16 protein-coding genes and 1 pseudogene are annotated in these 17,383 nt (G+C 42.3%); 7 read left to right on the top strand and 10 right to left on the bottom strand.

Features of this window, described 5'->3' with window-relative positions; genetic code table 11:
- Positions 1-40: 40 nt before the first annotated feature.
- The 10 genes from BWD47_RS20145 to pspA all read right to left on the bottom strand — a co-directional run bounded on the left by BWD47_RS20145 (position 41) and on the right by pspA (position 9,407).
- Positions 41-1,996, bottom strand: coding sequence for a methyl-accepting chemotaxis protein (locus BWD47_RS20145; protein WP_036969765.1), 1,956 nt, complete (start codon positions 1,994-1,996; stop codon positions 41-43).
- Positions 1,997-2,163: 167 nt separating this feature from the next.
- On the bottom strand, positions 2,164-2,742 hold the full coding sequence (locus tag BWD47_RS15350; protein ID WP_075594259.1) for a hypothetical protein: 579 nt from the start codon (positions 2,740-2,742) through the stop codon (positions 2,164-2,166).
- A gap of 114 nt (positions 2,743-2,856) precedes the next feature.
- Positions 2,857-3,201 carry a 4a-hydroxytetrahydrobiopterin dehydratase gene (locus BWD47_RS15345; protein WP_036969771.1) on the bottom strand — a complete coding sequence of 115 codons (345 nt, stop codon included), beginning with the start codon at positions 3,199-3,201 and terminating at the stop codon, positions 2,857-2,859.
- 9 nt (positions 3,202-3,210) lie between these two features.
- Positions 3,211-4,008 carry a phenylalanine 4-monooxygenase gene (phhA, locus tag BWD47_RS15340; RefSeq protein WP_036969774.1) on the bottom strand — a complete coding sequence of 266 codons (798 nt, stop codon included), beginning with the start codon at positions 4,006-4,008 and terminating at the stop codon, positions 3,211-3,213.
- Between the two features lie 225 nt (positions 4,009-4,233).
- Positions 4,234-5,415 carry a methionine gamma-lyase gene (megL, locus tag BWD47_RS15335; RefSeq protein WP_075594258.1) on the bottom strand — a complete coding sequence of 394 codons (1,182 nt, stop codon included), beginning with the start codon at positions 5,413-5,415 and terminating at the stop codon, positions 4,234-4,236.
- 134 nt (positions 5,416-5,549) lie between these two features.
- Complete coding sequence (locus BWD47_RS15330; protein ID WP_036969781.1) at positions 5,550-6,584, bottom strand: YcjF family protein; 1,035 nt, start codon at positions 6,582-6,584, stop codon at positions 5,550-5,552.
- Positions 6,581-7,993: a YcjX family protein gene (locus BWD47_RS15325; RefSeq protein WP_075594257.1), complete on the bottom strand. Its 1,413-nt coding sequence runs from the start codon at positions 7,991-7,993 to the stop codon at positions 6,581-6,583. The genes BWD47_RS15330 and BWD47_RS15325 overlap by 4 nt, the downstream gene beginning before the upstream one ends.
- A 62-nt stretch (positions 7,994-8,055) precedes the next feature.
- Entirely contained in the window at positions 8,056-8,457 is a 402-nt protein-coding gene (gene pspC / locus BWD47_RS15320) for an envelope stress response membrane protein PspC (protein ID WP_036969787.1), read from the bottom strand.
- On the bottom strand, positions 8,454-8,687 hold the full coding sequence (gene pspB / locus BWD47_RS15315; protein ID WP_036969793.1) for an envelope stress response membrane protein PspB: 234 nt from the start codon (positions 8,685-8,687) through the stop codon (positions 8,454-8,456). The genes pspC and pspB overlap by 4 nt, the downstream gene beginning before the upstream one ends.
- A gap of 57 nt (positions 8,688-8,744) precedes the next feature.
- The gene (gene pspA / locus BWD47_RS15310; protein ID WP_036969796.1) at positions 8,745-9,407 is read right to left on the bottom strand and encodes a phage shock protein PspA; all 663 of its coding nucleotides are present in this window, start codon (positions 9,405-9,407) and stop codon (positions 8,745-8,747) included.
- 188 nt (positions 9,408-9,595) lie between these two features.
- Between pspA and pspF the strand changes: the two genes are divergently transcribed.
- From pspF to BWD47_RS15275, 7 genes and pseudogenes are all read left to right on the top strand, one after another.
- A complete protein-coding gene (gene pspF / locus BWD47_RS15305; RefSeq protein ID WP_036969799.1) occupies positions 9,596-10,669 on the top strand; it encodes a phage shock protein operon transcriptional activator in 1,074 nt (357 codons plus the stop codon).
- 15 nt (positions 10,670-10,684) lie between these two features.
- The gene (locus tag BWD47_RS15300; RefSeq protein ID WP_036969802.1) at positions 10,685-12,292 is read left to right on the top strand and encodes an ABC transporter substrate-binding protein; all 1,608 of its coding nucleotides are present in this window, start codon (positions 10,685-10,687) and stop codon (positions 12,290-12,292) included.
- Positions 12,292-13,326 (top strand): ABC transporter permease subunit, encoded by a 1,035-nt coding sequence (locus BWD47_RS15295; RefSeq protein ID WP_036969807.1) that lies wholly within the window; start codon positions 12,292-12,294, stop codon positions 13,324-13,326. The genes BWD47_RS15300 and BWD47_RS15295 overlap by 1 nt, the downstream gene beginning before the upstream one ends.
- The gene (locus BWD47_RS15290; protein WP_036969812.1) at positions 13,313-14,206 is read left to right on the top strand and encodes an ABC transporter permease subunit; all 894 of its coding nucleotides are present in this window, start codon (positions 13,313-13,315) and stop codon (positions 14,204-14,206) included. The genes BWD47_RS15295 and BWD47_RS15290 overlap by 14 nt, the downstream gene beginning before the upstream one ends.
- Positions 14,207-14,208: 2 nt before the next feature.
- Positions 14,209-15,201 carry an oligopeptide/dipeptide ABC transporter ATP-binding protein gene (locus tag BWD47_RS15285; RefSeq protein WP_036969815.1) on the top strand — a complete coding sequence of 331 codons (993 nt, stop codon included), beginning with the start codon at positions 14,209-14,211 and terminating at the stop codon, positions 15,199-15,201.
- Positions 15,201-15,962 carry an ATP-binding cassette domain-containing protein gene (locus BWD47_RS15280; protein WP_036969818.1) on the top strand — a complete coding sequence of 254 codons (762 nt, stop codon included), beginning with the start codon at positions 15,201-15,203 and terminating at the stop codon, positions 15,960-15,962. Before BWD47_RS15285 ends, BWD47_RS15280 begins: the two co-directional genes overlap by 1 nt.
- A 1,219-nt stretch (positions 15,963-17,181) precedes the next feature.
- Positions 17,182-17,373 (top strand): annotated as a pseudogene (locus BWD47_RS15275) (transposase); the annotation flags it as partial.
- Positions 17,374-17,383 lie beyond the last annotated feature (10 nt).

The following is a 17,383-nucleotide window of genomic DNA, read 5'->3' as shown; positions in this document are numbered from 1 at the left end:
AGTATAAAGCCAGTGTCACTGGCTTTATACTCCTAGGTTTTTAACTGACTTTAAATTGCTTCACAATTTGGTCTAGCTCAAGCGCTGTTTGCGCTAAGCCATCAGCAATCGCTGCTGCGCGCTCTGCACCATCCATCGTTTCATGTGCTTTTTCGTTAACATGTTGAACACTTTCACTTATTTGCATACTCACGACATTTTGTTCTTCAGACGCACTGGCAATTTGTACATTCATATCTTTAATTGTGCCCACCGATTGTGAAATTTGCTCGAGGACTTCACCGGTTTGCTCAGTTTTCTCTGCGGTTTGCTCCACATTTTGCATATTCATTTTCATCGAATCGACTGAGCGCTTCGCTTCATTCTGTAAATTAGAAATCATCACTTGAATTTCTTCAGTACTTTGTTGTGTCCGACTTGCTAAAGAGCGCACTTCATCTGCAACTACTGCAAAACCGCGTCCTTGCTCTCCAGCTCTGGCAGCTTCGATGGCCGCATTTAATGCTAATAAGTTAGTTTGGTCAGCAATACCTCTTATCACATCTAAAATGGAGCCCACTGACTCAGTTTCTGCTTCTAAGTTTTCAATCGTTTTGCTCACGTTCATCATGGTCTCAACCAACTCGCCCATTGCGAGATGCGTTTGTGAAACTACTTGCGTGCCCGTCAGTACTTCATTATCGGCTTTTGTTGCTGCATCAGCAGCCATTTGTGCACTTTGCGTAATCTCATTAATGGTTGCTGACATTTCATGCATTGCAGTGGCTGTTTGTGTTAATTGGTCAGATTGATGCTCTGCACCTGTTTTAGAACTCGCCGTTATCGTTGTTAAATCTTGTGATGTGCGCGAAACTTGCGTGGTAGATTCACTGATCTGAGTCAGCATTTCGTTAAGCTTTGACACCATTTCGCGCATTGCTAAATATATGCCCGTTTCGTTGCCGTTCTGACTAAAACGATATGTTAAATCACCTTCAGCTATCGATTGCACAATGGTCGCTATTTCGCTCGGCTCCCCGCCAATAGGCGCTTTTATTAAACGCGAGATAAAGATACTTAAGAAAATGCCCACAGTAATAATTATGATGGCAAAGACTAAAATGGTGGTAATCGCATTTTCACTGCTGGCTTGTATCATGGGACCAATTTCATCTTGGCGGTTTTGGCTGGCGAGTTTAATACGTTCAATTTCCTCAGCTATTTGCGGGCCTACTTTATCAAGTGTCCCGCTAATTATATTATTACGCTCTGTAATCAAGGACTTTACTAGCTCAAGCCCTGTAATATAGTCATTCGTTCTGGTTTTGAAATCAGACAATAATGTCTGCTCTTTTGCATCAAAAAGGCCCGCTGACAATTGCTGAGTTTTAGCTTGAACGCTCTTAAATTCTTTCATTGTTCTGTCAAAATCAGCCAGCGAGTTGCTGACTAAAAACTTTGCAGCATACAATCGCCCAAGTAATAACGACTCTTGCAATTGTGCACTTAAAAATAATGCTGCGCTGTTTTCTTTGTTTTTACTCAGCAGCATAATTTCTGTTAAGGCCTCACGCATAAACGGCCCGTTTCCATCGAGCTTATTTTCGACTACATCATTGCGTTTTTCTACTAACTTAACGATGTCTTCAAAACCATTCTTATAATTACTTGCTCCTTTTTCTATCGCTGTCATTGCTTTTACTTTCTCGGCATCAGTAAACTGTTTTTTGCTCTGAGTGATTAATTCACTGAGTAAATTATGACGCTCGTTAAAATCGGAAATGGCTTGAGGTTCTTGATCTTTCAAATATTTGAGTGCATTTAAGCGTAAAGTTAATACGTTTGATTGGACTCGTCCCGTGATATTGCTATCGCGTGCATTTACGCGATAATCAACAAAATTATCATAGCCTGAGTTAAGCGCTAACAAGGCAACTATACTGACTACTCCTAGCAGAACAATCATTGCGCCAAATGCAAGATACAGCTGTGTATTTAACCTGAACTTCGTAAACATAATGTTCTCTCTGTTTAATTGCAGTACCCTATGCGTGATGGCTTCCTTACTAAAAATCTCATTAAGTATAGGAAACAACAGTGAGAATGATATGTTATGAGGGGAAATAGGGGGGAATTTAAGAAATATCTGATATGTAAGTAAAAATCGTCCTAATTATTCCAGTTTTATAAACAATTAAACCCCTCTAAGGAAATCTGTTTAGTTTGCTCATCGACATTACTTTTTTGATAGATCTGTAAACTATCTTGATGAACTTTAAAACTAAATTCACCTGCCCACGGTAATGAAGCAACCGGGATCTGGCGATAAAAACCATAACGGTCATAGCAAATATATGAAATATGATGGTAAACATCTGTAAAAACGCCATAATCGGCTGTAAATACACTAATATGCTGTTGCTGCTTAAAATACTTTGCCTGTGTCCCTGCAACAAGGTACCAAAAACACAGACTCACCATAACCACAAGTTGAAGCCCTGCGACAATGAATAATAAAAGGTGTCGTCTAGCGGTTGGTTGAGTATCTAACGCTGCTCTGCCTGTGTCACACCTGTTATTTTTGAGTAATAAATAAATGCCCGTTATGACCATAAACAGCTTAATAATGAGTAACGCAACGCCTATTTGATACATCATTTTTGGGCTATGCCATTGAATGCCAAATACAGGAGGTACAAAAAGGCTGTCGATTAGCGGCAATAAAATAAGTAATGAGGCTATGATTAGGCTTTTATTCTTCATTGTTTTCTACCGTGTTGTTTCATAACGCAAATACACTATATAGGCTTTTTCTTTTTAACAAAAATAAAAAGGCGCGACCTTGGGTCACGCCTTCTGGGCAGAACTTATTGCGTTTTATAATGCAGCAAAGACATCGTCAGTTTTTGCAGCACAAATAAAATCGTTTTTATGTAAGCCTTTAATTGAGTGGCTCCACCACGTAACAGTCACTTTGCCCCACTCTGTAAGTAAACCTGGGTGATGGCCTTCTTCTTCAGCCATATCACCTACTTTGTTTGTAAATTCAAGTGCTTGTTTAAAGTTTTTAAACTTATACACACGCTCTAATTGCATAATGCCGTCGCGCACTTCTGGTACCCAATCAGGGATCATTTTAATTAATTCTGCTAACTCAGCATCAGATACTTTCGGCGCATCAGCACGACACGCTTCACACTTTTGTGTGCTTAATGAAGACATTATAAATCCTTAACTTGCTAATTTTTCTTTAGGTGGAAACTTTGGCTCATGAAGCCCTAATTCTTTTGCTTTACTTACCAATGACATGATATCCATTTGTGAGATATCAAATAAGTCATTAATCGAATTAATGGTGTAGTACACAGGCTGCATTATATCAATACGGTACGGTGTGCGAAGCACATCCAGTACATTCATTGCATTGATTTCTGGTTTATCAGAGTACACGTATTGCGTTTCACCTGGGCTTGATAAAATACCGCCACCATAAATACGCAAGCCTTGGTCTGTTTGCATTAAACCAAACTCAACAGTAAACCAATATAAACGTGCCAGATACACGCGATCTTTTTTCTCTGCTGCATACCCTAATTGACCGTATTTATGCGTAAACTCAGCAAATGCAGGGTTTGTTAACATTGCACAGTGACCAAAAATTTCGTGGAAAATATCTGGCTCTTGTAAGTAGTCAAACTCTTCACGGGTGCGAATAAACGTGGCCACGGGGAATTGCTTATTAGCTAACAAACGGAAAAACTCGTCAAAATCAATTAACGCAGGCACAGGCGCAACTTGCCAGCCAGTGGTTTTTTCCAGCACTTCGTTTAATTCACTTAATTGGGGAATACGATCTGAAGGAAGGTTTATTTTTTTTAAACCCTCAAGGTATTCATTGCAGGCTTTGCCTTCAATGCAAGCGAGTTGGCGAGCAACCAGCTCAGACCATATTTTGTTTTCGTCTTCGCTCCAATGGATCACCCCATTTTCATCGGGTTGCTTGGAGGTGTAATTACTTGCTTTAGCCATAATAACCTTCTTCGTTAAATCTTGATCAGCACGATAAGAATCACTTTAACTTGTTAAGTCGATACTATGTAAAAGTAAGCGAGATTTTAATAGTTTTGGGTGTTTCTACTGTTTGCAGAAACACCCCTACTGTAAATAAAAAATTACACCAAAAGATCTAAATGTTTACACAAACCGTAAAATAAGGGATAAAACACCATTTCAGTGTAAACTTAAATGCACACCCTACCCAATAGATGTAAATGCAGTTTTAAGATCGTTAATTATGTCGTTAACATCCTCTAAACCGACTGATAAGCGAATTAATCCATCACTAATGCCAGCCGCAGCCCGTTCTTCTGGTGTATAGGGAGAGTGAGTCATAGACGCGGGATGCTGAATGAGGGTTTCAGCGTCACCTAAACTCACTGCTAACGTACAAAGCTGGGTATTATTAATGAAGGTTTCACCTTGTTCTAGGGTGCCTTTAATTTCGAACGCGATCACACCACCCGCTGCTTTCATTTGTGTACCAATAAACTTATGACCTTGATGTGATTTAAGGCCAGGATAATAAACCTTGCTCACCAACGGGTGCTGCTCTAAAAACTCAGCAACCACTTGGGCACTCGCACAATGGCGCTCCATTCGTACTGCAAGCGTTTTTAACCCTCTGTTTATTAACCAGGCATCATGTGGACTAATCGTTGCGCCAATATCTTTAAGCACGGTCATTTTTATTAAATTAATGTGCTCATTAGAACCACACACAATCCCAGCAACCACATCGCCATGTCCGTTCAAATATTTAGTCGCACTGTGAATAACAATATCGATGCCATATGAAGTGGGTTGCTGAAGTAAAGGCGTTAAAAAAGTATTATCAATAACACTGAGCAACTTATGTTGCTTCGCGACTTCTGCAATTAAGCTTAAATCAAGCACAGTCATGGTTGGGTTTATCGGCGTCTCAGCAAAAATCATTTTACTGTTTGGTTTAACAGCAGCACGTAACGCGGCTTCATCGCTCATATCAACAAAACTGACTTCTATACCGAAGCGAGGCAGCATGTGAGCAAAAAAAGCAAAAGTACAACCGTAGAGTGCATTTGATGCCACAAGATGGTCACCATGCTGTAAAAAGCTCAGTACTGAGGCTGATACTGCGCCCATTCCCGTTGCTGTTGCTGCAGCCGCTTCACAATTTTCAAGTTGTGCAACTTTTTGCTCTAACTCTTGCGTGGTTGGGTTACCTAAGCGAGTGTAAATAAACCCCTGCTCTTCACCAGCAAAACGTGCAGCCCCTTGTGCTGCACTCGTGAACGCAAATGTTGAGGTTTGATAAAGTGGCGCACTCAGTGCGCCGTGAGGATCATTTGGCTTTTCTGGACCATGGATACATTGTGTATGTAAGTGATGCTTAGTCATTGTCTGTTCTCGTTTTTATTATCAGTACTTCATACTCATAAATAAAACGCACATACAGCCTAACCACAAGCATGCCGGATGCTCAGATGGCTAAATATCACTCAACCGTTTTTATTAACTGTACACAAATGTTGTCATTGAGTCTTTTCGGTGTCTTTATCGCTGCTGCGCGAGGCTATTTTTCGCGCAATACTATTAGCCGTTTCTTTTAATAAGCTACGTTTGTGCTCTAAACGTGGCAATGGCCTACTTAACTCCATGGCTTTATAGCCAATGCGAGCAGTAAAAATACCGGCGCTAAGCCCTTGCGCGGCACGGCCCGACAATTTACCCAACAGCTCTGCACTGAGTGCCGTTGCAGCCAGATCGGACACCAGTTCAGCACTGCCTACAAAAAGCACTTGTTTGATCAACAAGCGGTACAATTTTATGCGACTTGCATAACCAAAACCAATGCCATAAATACGACCAATTTGCTCAATTAATTTAGTGCCACGCCAAAGTACCGCCATCATATCAACCAGTGCAAGTGGGCTTAATGCCACCAATAAGCCCGATTCTGTGGCAAACCGATTAATCAGTTTCTTTGCTTGCTGATCTTGGCTGACTAATAAGCTGTCTGCATATAACGTCATGATTTCTTTGTCGGTATGATGACTGGCTATTTGTGTTTTAAAGTCATCAAAGCCTGTGAGTGCTTGATGTTTATTGAGTTTTTCAAGCCAAGGCAGCGCTTCACCTACTTGCTCACTATTAAGTAATCGATCAGCCTCTGTACGATGTAGCTGATTGCGCTTTAAGCTACGCAGCATGCGATACTCACGCCAAATAACACGGCTAATCAAGAGCACGCCACTTAGTACCGCTGTTAAATACACTGAACCGACAATAATCGATTGCTGAAACGCCACATACAGCGACATACCAAATTCAAGCAAGACCAAGACTAAAAAGCTCACAACAAAAAGGCTTTTTAATGTTTGCCATTTTGACTTTCTGTATACCGGTGCCAGTTCTATGTCGTCAGTTAATTCGTCATCGTTTTCAATAAACTCTGCATTTTCAATTACCTTTGCAGCTGTAAGCTCCTCAGTCGGTGCTTCATTTGCAGCCGAGCTCGCAATACGGCGCCCAGCTTGAAAATCAACCTCGTTCGGCTGTTTACTCATGTTAGTTTATCTCCTATCAGATACTGCATGACATGATCTAAACGAATATGCTTTAACCGTTTATCAGGGCATGGTAATGGCGAAAACGACAAAAACTCAAAGCCTTGTGCTGGCCACTCGTGTTTATTCAATAGTCGTGAGGGTGGCTGGGGGGGTAAATAAGTGACCCACTCATGCTCGCCCAATGGTTTACCGTAAATACAGGCTAATTGCTGGCCTTTTTCTACAACTTGGCGCGGCTCTGTCGCACAAATTGACGACATAGCCATGGTTTCAATTTGTACGCCTTCAAACTTTAAATGGTTGCTTTGATCATGCACGATTGAATCAAGCAATAATGCTAAATCTTTATGATACTGCGCGCTAATATGGTCTGATTTATTTGCAGCAAACAACAGCTTGTCGATGTTAGGTTTAAACAAACGTTTAAAGAAACTGGCTTCACCGTAATTAAAATGTGCAAGCAATTGGTTTATTACACGACTTTGCTCATGTAACGTTTCGGCCCCTTCGTTCAATGCACTCAAGACATCCACCAGCACAATTTGTCGGTCAAAATGGCGAAAATGTTGCTCATAAAATGGCTTCACAACTTCTTTTACGTAGGCCTTATAGCGCTTTTTAAGGTGCGCTAAATTTGACCCTTCAGCAATTTCCTCTGGTACGTTTGCGACCGGGAAAAACTGCAGTAAGGGGGCACCTTTAAGTTCACCCGGCATCAACATACGCCCGGGTTGTAACATGGCAAGTTTGGTATCTTGCTTTAAACTGACGAGTAACTGCTGGTACAGTGCTGCCACCTCAGCAAGTAAACTTTCATCAACACTGGACGATAAATCGAGCTCTGCAAGTGCAGATAAAAATGGCTGAGCTTTTTCATTGCGCGCCGTTTGCATAAGCAATGAATATTGTAACTCACACCAATCAGCAAATGACTGCTCAAGCATTGGCAAGTCGAGTAACCATTCACCTGGGTAATCAATGATGTCTAAATACAAAGTGGATTGCGGTGCAAAATGACCACGAAGCCCGGCATTACTTTGATACTTGATTGCCAGTCGCAGTGTGTTGATACGCTCAGTTGATGCTGGCCATGCCGGTTCACCTTCCAGGGGCAATAATGATGACAAAGCCTGATTATATTCAAACGTTGGAATGGTGAGAGCTTGCTGAGGCACCACTTTGGTTGCAATATGGCGTTTTTCACGCATTACATTAAAAAATGGTAGGTTTTTATCATCAGCTTGACTGGTTAAATGCTTAACAAGTGCGGTTATAAACGCCGTTTTACCACTGCCACTTAATCCTGTTACAGCAAGTTTCACGTGTTGATCTAAACCACGATGCAGCGCTTTTTCGGCTTTGTTTTTTAATTTATTAAAGGTGTTCTTTGCAAATGATTGGCTCATACAGTGTCTAGCACCCTATTTGCGCTTGGTTTCACATTGCAAACAAGGTGCTTTAAAATCCTTTAAAGTTTGTTAATTTCACGGCTAACCGTAAATTCTGTTGAGGTGACATAGCGTTCCATCTCTTGTAAACGACCATCAACTCGCGCAAGACGCTCTTTTAAATCTTGCAGTGCACGGCGAGGTGGTTCCCCTTTTTGCCATACTTTAAATTTCACTTCAAGCGGGTCTTGGTGAATACTGTCGCCAGTTTTCATTGTTTTCTCTGATGGTTTCTTATCTAAAATAAACCACGCAGCAATGTAAGCAACAACAATAAATGGCCCACCCGATAACAACACTGCGGTGACGACAAGAATACGTACGAGCCAAAGCTCCATATTAAAGTAGTCGCTGATACCCGCGCACACACCGGCTATTTTACCGCGCTCTGCGTCTCTGAATAATTCGCGTTTGGTACTCATACTTTACGTCTCCACTGTGGAGCCTCTTGATCAAGTAAGGCTTCTAATGTTTCAACTCGCTCTGCCATTTTGTCTGCTTTTTGTGCAAGCTCTAACAGCTGGCGATGTTCGTGTTCACTTAAACCTTGACTCACTTGCTTTTTACTACGGTAGTGTAAAATAAGCCAAAGTGGGGCAACAACCACCATAAATACAATAATGGGTGCCATCAAAACTTCTGCGTCGAACATGATTCTCTCCTGTCAATCCGTTATGTGTGTAAGCATTGGGGGACTTGCCCCCATTTTTTATTTTTTATCTGCCAGTTTTTTCTTAAGCTCAGCAAGCTCATCATCAATCTTTTCGTCTTGCTGTAGACCCGCAATTTCGTCAGCTAATGATTTTTTACCAAGATCATAAGACTCTATTTGAGATTCTAGACCATCGATCTTGTTTTCGTAACGTTCGAAGCGGTTTAGCGCATCTTCCACTTTTGAGCTATCAAGCGCTTTTTTAACTTCTAAACGTGACTCAGCAGAACGTTGACGTAAGATAATCGCTTTTTGACGTGATTTAGCATCAGCCAGCTTCTCTTGTAACGTGCTTACTTCTTGCTGAAGCTTTGCAATATGAGATTCAACATGCTCAAGCTCAGACTCAACGGCAGCCACAGCATCCGCAGACTTTTGCTTTTCAATCAGGGCTGCACGCGCTAAGTCATCACGGTCTTTGCTTAGTGCTAACTCCGCTTTTTCTTGCCAATCAGCAACTTGTACTTTTAATGTATCAACGCGACGTACTAATTCTTTTTTCTCAGCAAGTGTTTTTGCTGACGTAGAGCGTACTTCTACTAATGTATCTTCCATCTCTTGGATGATCAGACGAACCATTTTTTCTGGGTCTTCTGCTTTATCTAAGATGGCATTGATATTAGAATTAACGATGTCTGCAAAACGTGAAAAAATTCCCATAACATTTACCTCTTTGGTGTTTTAACTTAATCAGTTGGTATATCTAGTATCAATATGCTTGCCAACTTTTATAAAGCTAGAATAACTTAATATATTCAAACAGTTAAACTAAATTTATAAATTTCTTTAGTTCTCTCAGATAATGAAATACACTAGATCTTAGTAAAAATGACTAAGAGTTAGGGAATATGAGCCAATTTCGCCAACAGGATAATTTACTCGGCCAATCTGACAGCTTTTTAAGCGTGCTGGATCAAGTATCACAGCTGGCTAGTTTAGATAAACCAGTGCTTATTATTGGTGAACGCGGTACAGGTAAAGAACTGATTGCAGCGCGTTTACATTTTTTATCGAAACGCTGGGAACAGAACTATATCAAGCTCAACTGTGCTGCGCTTAACGAGAACCTACTCGAAAGTGAATTATTTGGCCATGAAAGCGGGGCTTTTACCGGAGCAAGTAAACGCCATGAAGGTCGCTTTGAACGCGCCAACAGTGGCACGCTGTTTTTAGATGAATTAGCCAACACCTCAGCGATGGTGCAAGAAAAACTGTTACGCGTTATTGAATATGGTGAGTTTGAGCGTGTCGGCGGTAAGCAAACCGTTAAAGTAGATACTCGCCTTGTGTGCGCAACAAATGAAGACCTACCAAGTCTTGCAGAGCAAGGTGAGTTTAGAAGCGACCTACTTGATCGTCTCGCTTTTGATGTTATTACCCTGCCCCCGCTTCGTGAACGCCAAGAAGATATTATGTTACTTGCAGAACAGTTTGCGATTAATATGGCGCGTGATCTTGAGTGGGAGCTCTTTAGTGGCTTTACTCGCAGCGCTACCGAAACACTGCAGTCATACGACTGGCCGGGTAATATTCGTGAGTTAAAAAATGTTGTTGAACGAAGTTTGTATCGTCACGGCAATGAACATATTCCCGTTCACCAGATTATTTTAGATCCATTTGCCAGCAAATTCAGACCTAAGCAACGTATTAAAGGCAGTAGTAACAGTGCACCAATTGCACATATAGAACATGCGGTTACACCCCCTTCACAGGCGCAAGAGTCAGTATCACTAAGCAAACCTGAAATTCAGTTTCCTTGTAACTTGAAACAACTTTCCAATGACTTTGAAATTGATGTCATAAAAAAAGCATTGGAACACAGTCAATTTAATCAAAAGAAAACTGCAGAACAGCTCGAATTAACGTATCATCAATTACGTGGCTATTTGAAAAAATACAATTTATTAGACCAGCAGCAATAGTTAGAGGCTAATCAGGTGTATAAACCGTTACTTGCTTTGTCTTTGGTATGCTTAGTAGGCTGCCTAGATAGCGAAGAAAAAACCACTGAACAAAAAAATCAGGGCTTAGTGTATTGCGCTGAGGCTAACCCGGTGTCGTTTAATCCACAAGTAACGACCACGGGCTCAACCATTGATATTATTGCTAATCAGCTTTATGACCGCCTATTGAGTATCGACCCTGTGTCTGCTGAATTTCAGGCGGAACTTGCCACCGATTGGAAAATCAGTCCAGACGGCAAGTCCATCACTTTTACTTTACGAAAAGGGGTGAAGTTTCATACTACCAAGTACTTTACACCGAGCCGTGATTTTAATGCCGATGACGTCATTTTTACCTTTAGCCGCTTATTTGATGTATACAATCCCTATCATTTTGTGGGTGATGCCAATTACCCGTATTTTCAAAGTGTCGGTATTGATCAATTAATTCGCCGCATTGTGCGTGTTTCTGACTACCAGGTGCGCTTTGAACTTTATAATGCTGAAAGCAGCTTTTTAGCGAATCTTGCAACTGATTTTGCCGTGGTGCTATCAAAAGAATACGCCATGCAATTAAAAGAGCGAAAGCAAGAAAACCTCTTTGACCAGTACCCCGTTGGCACGGGCCCTTATGTGTACAGAGAATACCGTCGCGATCGCTTAATTCGCTATTACCGTAATCCTGATTATTGGAAACACCCTGTGGTGCTTGAGCAATTGGTTTACGACATAACGCCAAATGGCACCACCCGTGTCGCCAAAATGCTGACCAAAGAATGCGATGTAACCGCTCACCCTAGCAGCGCACAATTAAGTATTTTAGCTGAACGAGACGATATTAACGTTCAAAAAGAGCAAAACCTTAATATTGGTTATTGGGCATTTAATACTGAGCGTCCACCGTTTGATGATATTCGTGTGCGCCAAGCACTGGCCAGCGCGATTGATGTCGACAAAATCATGCAAGCAGTTTACTACGGTAATGGTATTAAAGCGCAATCGTTACTGCCCCCTGCCTCTTGGGCTTTTGAAGCACAAAAAGCGATGCCTGAATTCAATCCTGAACTTGCGAAAACACTGCTTGCAGAGGCCGGCTATAAAAATGGCTTTGATATGAATATCTGGGCCATGCCAGTCAGCCGAATTTACAACCCGAATGCCCGTAAAATGGCGGAGCTGATGCAAAGTGATCTGCGCAAAATCGGGGTTAACGTGAGTATTGTGGAATACGAATGGAATACCTTTTTACAACGCGTTGGTGAACACCGCCACGATAGCGTGTTACTCGGCTGGGCAGCCGATACGCCCGATCCCGACAACTTTATGAGCCCATTGCTAAGTTGCACAGCAACTTTTAGTGGTAAAAATCCGGCAAACTGGTGTAACCCTGAATTTGATTTATTACTCACTCAAGCGCTCGACACCACCGATTTAGAAAAACGGAAGCAATTTTACAATCAAGCTCAGCGCATTATTGTACAAGAGTTGCCGATCCTGCCAATTGCCCACGGCATGCGTTTTCAAGCATCTAGCAGCGATGTGAAAGGGATAAGTTTAAGCCCGTTTGGCGGTATTTCACTGGCTAACGCGAGGAAAGAATAATGATACTTGATTATATTCTTCGTCGCTTAGCGCTGTTAATGTTTATGATGCTGACATTAAGTATTTTTACTTTTTCGTTAAGCTATTTATTCCCCGGTGATGCCTTAACCAATTTAAGTGGTATTACTAACAGCACTTTTTCGCAAACCAGCGTGCTTGAAGAAAAGTTCCACTTTACTGAAAATTATGCCGTGCAATACTTCGCGTTTTTAGAGCGCATTGTCCAAGGAGATTGGGGGGTATCGTTCGCCTCTGGTGAAAGTGTATTTCAGCATATTGTTGACCTATTTCCTGCCACACTCGAGCTGAGTACCTATGCGCTTATCGTGTCAGTGGTCGTCGGCGTGCCAAGCGGTATTTTAGCCGCAGCTTATTACAGACGTTGGCCCGATAAATTCATTAACTCAGGCACACTCATTGGCTATTCAATGCCCGTATTCTGGTTAGCACTGCTGTTAATAATGGTGTTTTCACTGCAGTTAGGCTGGTTTCCGATGTCGGGCCGTATGGGGCTACTTTACGAAATTGAACCTGTCACAGGGTTCATTTTGATAGATATCATTGCGGGAGACTTTCCGTATCATGGCATGGCTTTTGTGGATGCATTGCACCACCTAACATTGCCAACTATCGTTTTAGCTATGTACCCAACAACTGTATTGGTGCGCTTTACGCGCGATTCAATGCTCAAAGTGCTTGATCAAAGTTACATTAAAACAGCACGCGCTAAAGGGTTAAACCGCGCCCAGCTCATTATTCATCATGCCCTTAGAAATGCGTTATTGCCTGTGATAAAGCAAATCGGCTTACAATTTAGTACGCTGATCACCCTTGCGATGATCACCGAGGTCATTTTCTCATGGCCTGGCATAGGCCGATGGTTAATTGACAGTATTTATCAACGCGATTACCCCGCTATTCAAGGCGGCTTATTGGCTGTGTCTATGTTCGTAATTTTAGCAACGATTGTCGCAGAGCTCACTTACACTCTATTCGACCCACTCTCGCGGAACCAAGCTCATGGCAAAGTTTAATTTATTCTCTGAAGAGTCGAATAAATCGCCGTTAGCGCGATTTTGGCGTAAATTTAAAACCAACCACCCTGCACTTGTTGGCTTATGGTTATTTATTGCCTTTGCTTTACTGGCTGCATCAGCCCCTTTACTTGCCCCTTATGGCGTAAACCAGCAGCACAGCGATGCGTTATTATTGCCGCCGTCATGGCATGATGCCGGTGATGTTCGGTTTCTATTAGGCACCGATGATTTAGGTCGCGATGTGTTGTCGCGATTAATGAATGGCGCAACTTACACATTTGGCTTATCTGTTGTAGCAGCCCTTATCACCACGGTTATTGGGGTTTTGGTAGGCACTTTTGCGGGCATTAGTCGTGGTATTCGTTCAAGCTTTTTAAATCACTTACTCGACATTACCTTGTCGATTCCCTCGTTACTTTTAGCCATAATTATTATCGCGATTCTTGGTCCTGGCTTAATGAACACCGTGTGGGCAATTATCCTTGCTCTACTGCCACAGTTTATTCACTCTGTTCGAAACCTGATTGTTGAAGAGCTCAATAAAGATTATATCACCGCCTTTAAACTAGATGGTGCGTCTAACTGGCACATATTAGCCCGAGGAATTTTCCCGAATATCTACGAACATATTGTGGTTATATTCACAATGGCACTTTCTACAGCAATATTAGATATCTCAGCACTGGGCTTTTTAAAGCTCGGTGCACAGCCGCCAACCACTGAATGGGGGGCGATTTTGGCCGAAAACCTTGGTTTAATTTACCTTGCCCCTTGGACTGTGGGTTTACCCGGCGTATTATTATTTTTAGCTGTGCTGTCTACCAATTTGGTGGGTGATGGTTTACGCCAAGTGCTCAAAGAACGTAAGGCCGACTAGTTATGCAATTACTCGATATTCGCAATCTCACGATAGAGTTACGCACCTCTGATACGGTAATTCGTGCGGTTGATAAAGTGAGCCTAACCCTTAAAGAAGGTGAGGTTCATGCGCTGGTTGGTGAGTCAGGCTCTGGCAAAAGCTTAATTGCGAAAGCCATTGTTGGGGTGTTGAATAAGCGCTGGCATATCACTGCTGACAGAATGCACTGGCGCGGTGTTGACTTAATGCGTCTATCCAATGAGCAACGCCGTAAATTAGTTGGTCAAGATATTGCTATGATTTACCAAGATCCAAGCCGCTGTTTGGACCCCACAGCAAAAATATTTGATCAAATTGCCGAAACCTTACCCGTTGAAGCAACCAGTGGCTTTTTCTTAAAACGAAATCGCCAACGTAAAGACCGCGTAAAAGCACTTATTCATAAAGTGGGAATTAAAGATCACAAAAAAGTGCTCGACAGCTATCCTCATGAGCTTTCAGAAGGTATCTGCCAAAAAGTGATGATAGCGATGGCGATTGCTCGTACTCCTAAATTACTTATCGCCGATGAACCAACCACAGCCCTTGAGAGCACGACTCGTGCACAAGTTTTTAGATTATTAAAAAGTTTGAACCTGTTAAAAAACATGTCAATTTTAATGATCTCTCATGAGCTTGAAGAGATCATAGACTGGTCGCATGGGATGCATGTTTTATACTGCGGACAAATGGTTGAAGCAGGCCCTACAAGCCGCATATTTAGTCAGCCACACCACCCTTATACACAAGCATTATTAAAGAGCTTACCTGACTACGAGCAAGGTTTGGCACATAAAGAGCCCTTTTATGCGCTCAAAGGCACGATTCCAACCTTGCAACATTTGCCGATAGGTTGCCGACTTGGCCCCCGTTGCCCACAAGCACAAAAAGCGTGTGTGGTAACGCCTAAATTGACGAAACATCATGGTCATAGTTATGCGTGTCACTTCCCATTAATTAAGGCGATGAAATAATGCAACCTCTGCTAAAAGTGCAAGCCCTATCGAAAAGTTTTAATTTGCGTGCAGGACTCTTTTCACGCAAGCGTTTTACGGTGCTGAAAGACATTTCATTTTGTTTAGGCCAAGGAGAAACTATCGCCATTATTGGTGAAACAGGCTCAGGTAAAAGCACCCTTGCAAAACTATTAGCAGGTGCAGACAACGCAGATAAAGGGCAAATTTTACTCGATGGTAATATCATTGAAAATGATGGGCTTCGCGATAATGACTGTCGTCATATTCGCCTTATATTCCAAGATTCTGAAGCCTCACTCAACCCCGGCCTCACTATTGGTGACATGCTAAACGACTGCTTACAATATAATACTGATCTAGACAAAGCCGCTCGCGAAGAGAAAATTAAACAAACGTTAGCAAAAGTCGGGCTCTTGTTAGACCATCGTCATTATTACCCGCATATGTTCAGTAGTGGTCAATTGCAACGTATAGCGCTTGCACGCGCTTTAATTCTAGATCCTAAGGTTGTGGTGCTTGATGAGGCTTTATCGTCGCTAGACCCCTCTGTGCGTGCTCAAACGGTAAACTTATTACTACGTTTACAAAAAGAAACGGGCCTTAGCTATGTCCTGATCACTCATCATTTAAGTTTAGTGCGCCATATTAGCGATCAACTTGTGGTGCTTGATCACGGCGAGATTGTCGAATACGGCCAAACCGAAACGATTTTCCAAAACCCGCAATCATCCGTAACACAGAAATTGCTGAGTTGTTGATTTACCTTAACGCTTTACGCTTAATTCGGCGTTAAAACGCCTCCTACACTCGGCACGATTTCAAATCGGGGTCAGAATGGCTTTAGCCATGAAGAAGTTGCTATTCGGCGTTAAAACGCCTCCTACACTTGGCACGATTTCAAATCGAGATAGGAATGGCGTGAGCCACGTAGAAGTTGCTATTCGGCGTTAAAACGCCTCCTACACTCGGCACGATTTCATATCGAGGTAGGAATGGCTTTAGCCATGAAGAAGTTGCTATTCGGCGTTAAAACGCCTCCTACACTCGGCACGATTTCAAATCGCGGCCAGAATGGTTTTAGTCACGAAGAAGTTGCTATTCGGCGTTAAAACGCCTCCTATACTCGGCACGACTTCATATCGAGGTAGGAATGGCTTTAGCCATGAAGAAGTTGCTATTCGGCGTTAAAACGCCTCCTACACTCGGCACGATTTCAAATCGAGGTAGGAATGGCGTGAGCCATGAAGAAGTTGCTATTCGGCGTTAAAACGCCTCCTACACTCTGCACGATTTCAAATCTAGGTAGGAATGGCTTTAGTAGCCATGAATAAGTTGCTATTCGGCGTTAAAACGCCTCCTACACTCGGCACGATTTCAAATCGCGGCCAGAATGGTTTTAGTCACGAAGAAGTTGCTATTCGGCGTTAAAACGCCTCCTACACTTGGCACGATTTCATATCGTGGTAGGAATGGCGTGAGCCACGTAGAAGTTGCTATTCAGCGTTAAAACGCCTCCTACACTTGGCACGATTTCAAATCAAGGTAGGAATGGCTTTAGCCATGAAGAAGTTGCTATTCAGCGTTAAAACGCCTCCTACACGATTCCAAATCGAGGTAGGAATGGCTTTAGCCATGAATGCAGCATTCACTAATGCACTTTGGTATAAAGAAAGCGCGCAATCTTGGCCCATCAAGGCTAAGTAACAGCACAAGCCTCATCTGAGCGACACTTCGACTCTATCACCGTGACTGGGGGTGTTGAAGTGACAATAAAATGAAGCGCTTCAGAGCCTTGATTACTTAATTGATGAACTTTGCCTGCGCTGAGATGTAAACCATTGGTATTTTTAAACGACAAAAAAGGCGCCATAAGGCTGTCTCTTATACACAAATCCCTGCTGAGAAATTAGCAGGGATTTTTTTGAACTAAATCTCAACGTCATGATCAGATCTTCAAATCTTGTTTGGAGACACATCATGATTAACGAACATACTCATTGGGCAACACAACAATTCGGTAAATCGGACTTAGGTGATCCACGAAGAACTGCGCGTCTGGTAAGGTTAGCATCAACTCTTGCAAATGAACCAGGAAAACCACTTGTGAACATCACTCAATCCCCCGCCGATATGGAAGGTGCCTACCGCTTTATCCGCAACGAACACATTACACATTGAC

The organism is Pseudoalteromonas sp. PAB 2.2 (assembly GCF_001938575.1).
Taxonomy (GTDB): domain Bacteria; phylum Pseudomonadota; class Gammaproteobacteria; order Enterobacterales; family Alteromonadaceae; genus Pseudoalteromonas; species Pseudoalteromonas lipolytica.
The sequence above is the reverse complement of the archived record's forward strand: the minus strand, read 5'-3'. Positions and strand labels throughout refer to the sequence as shown.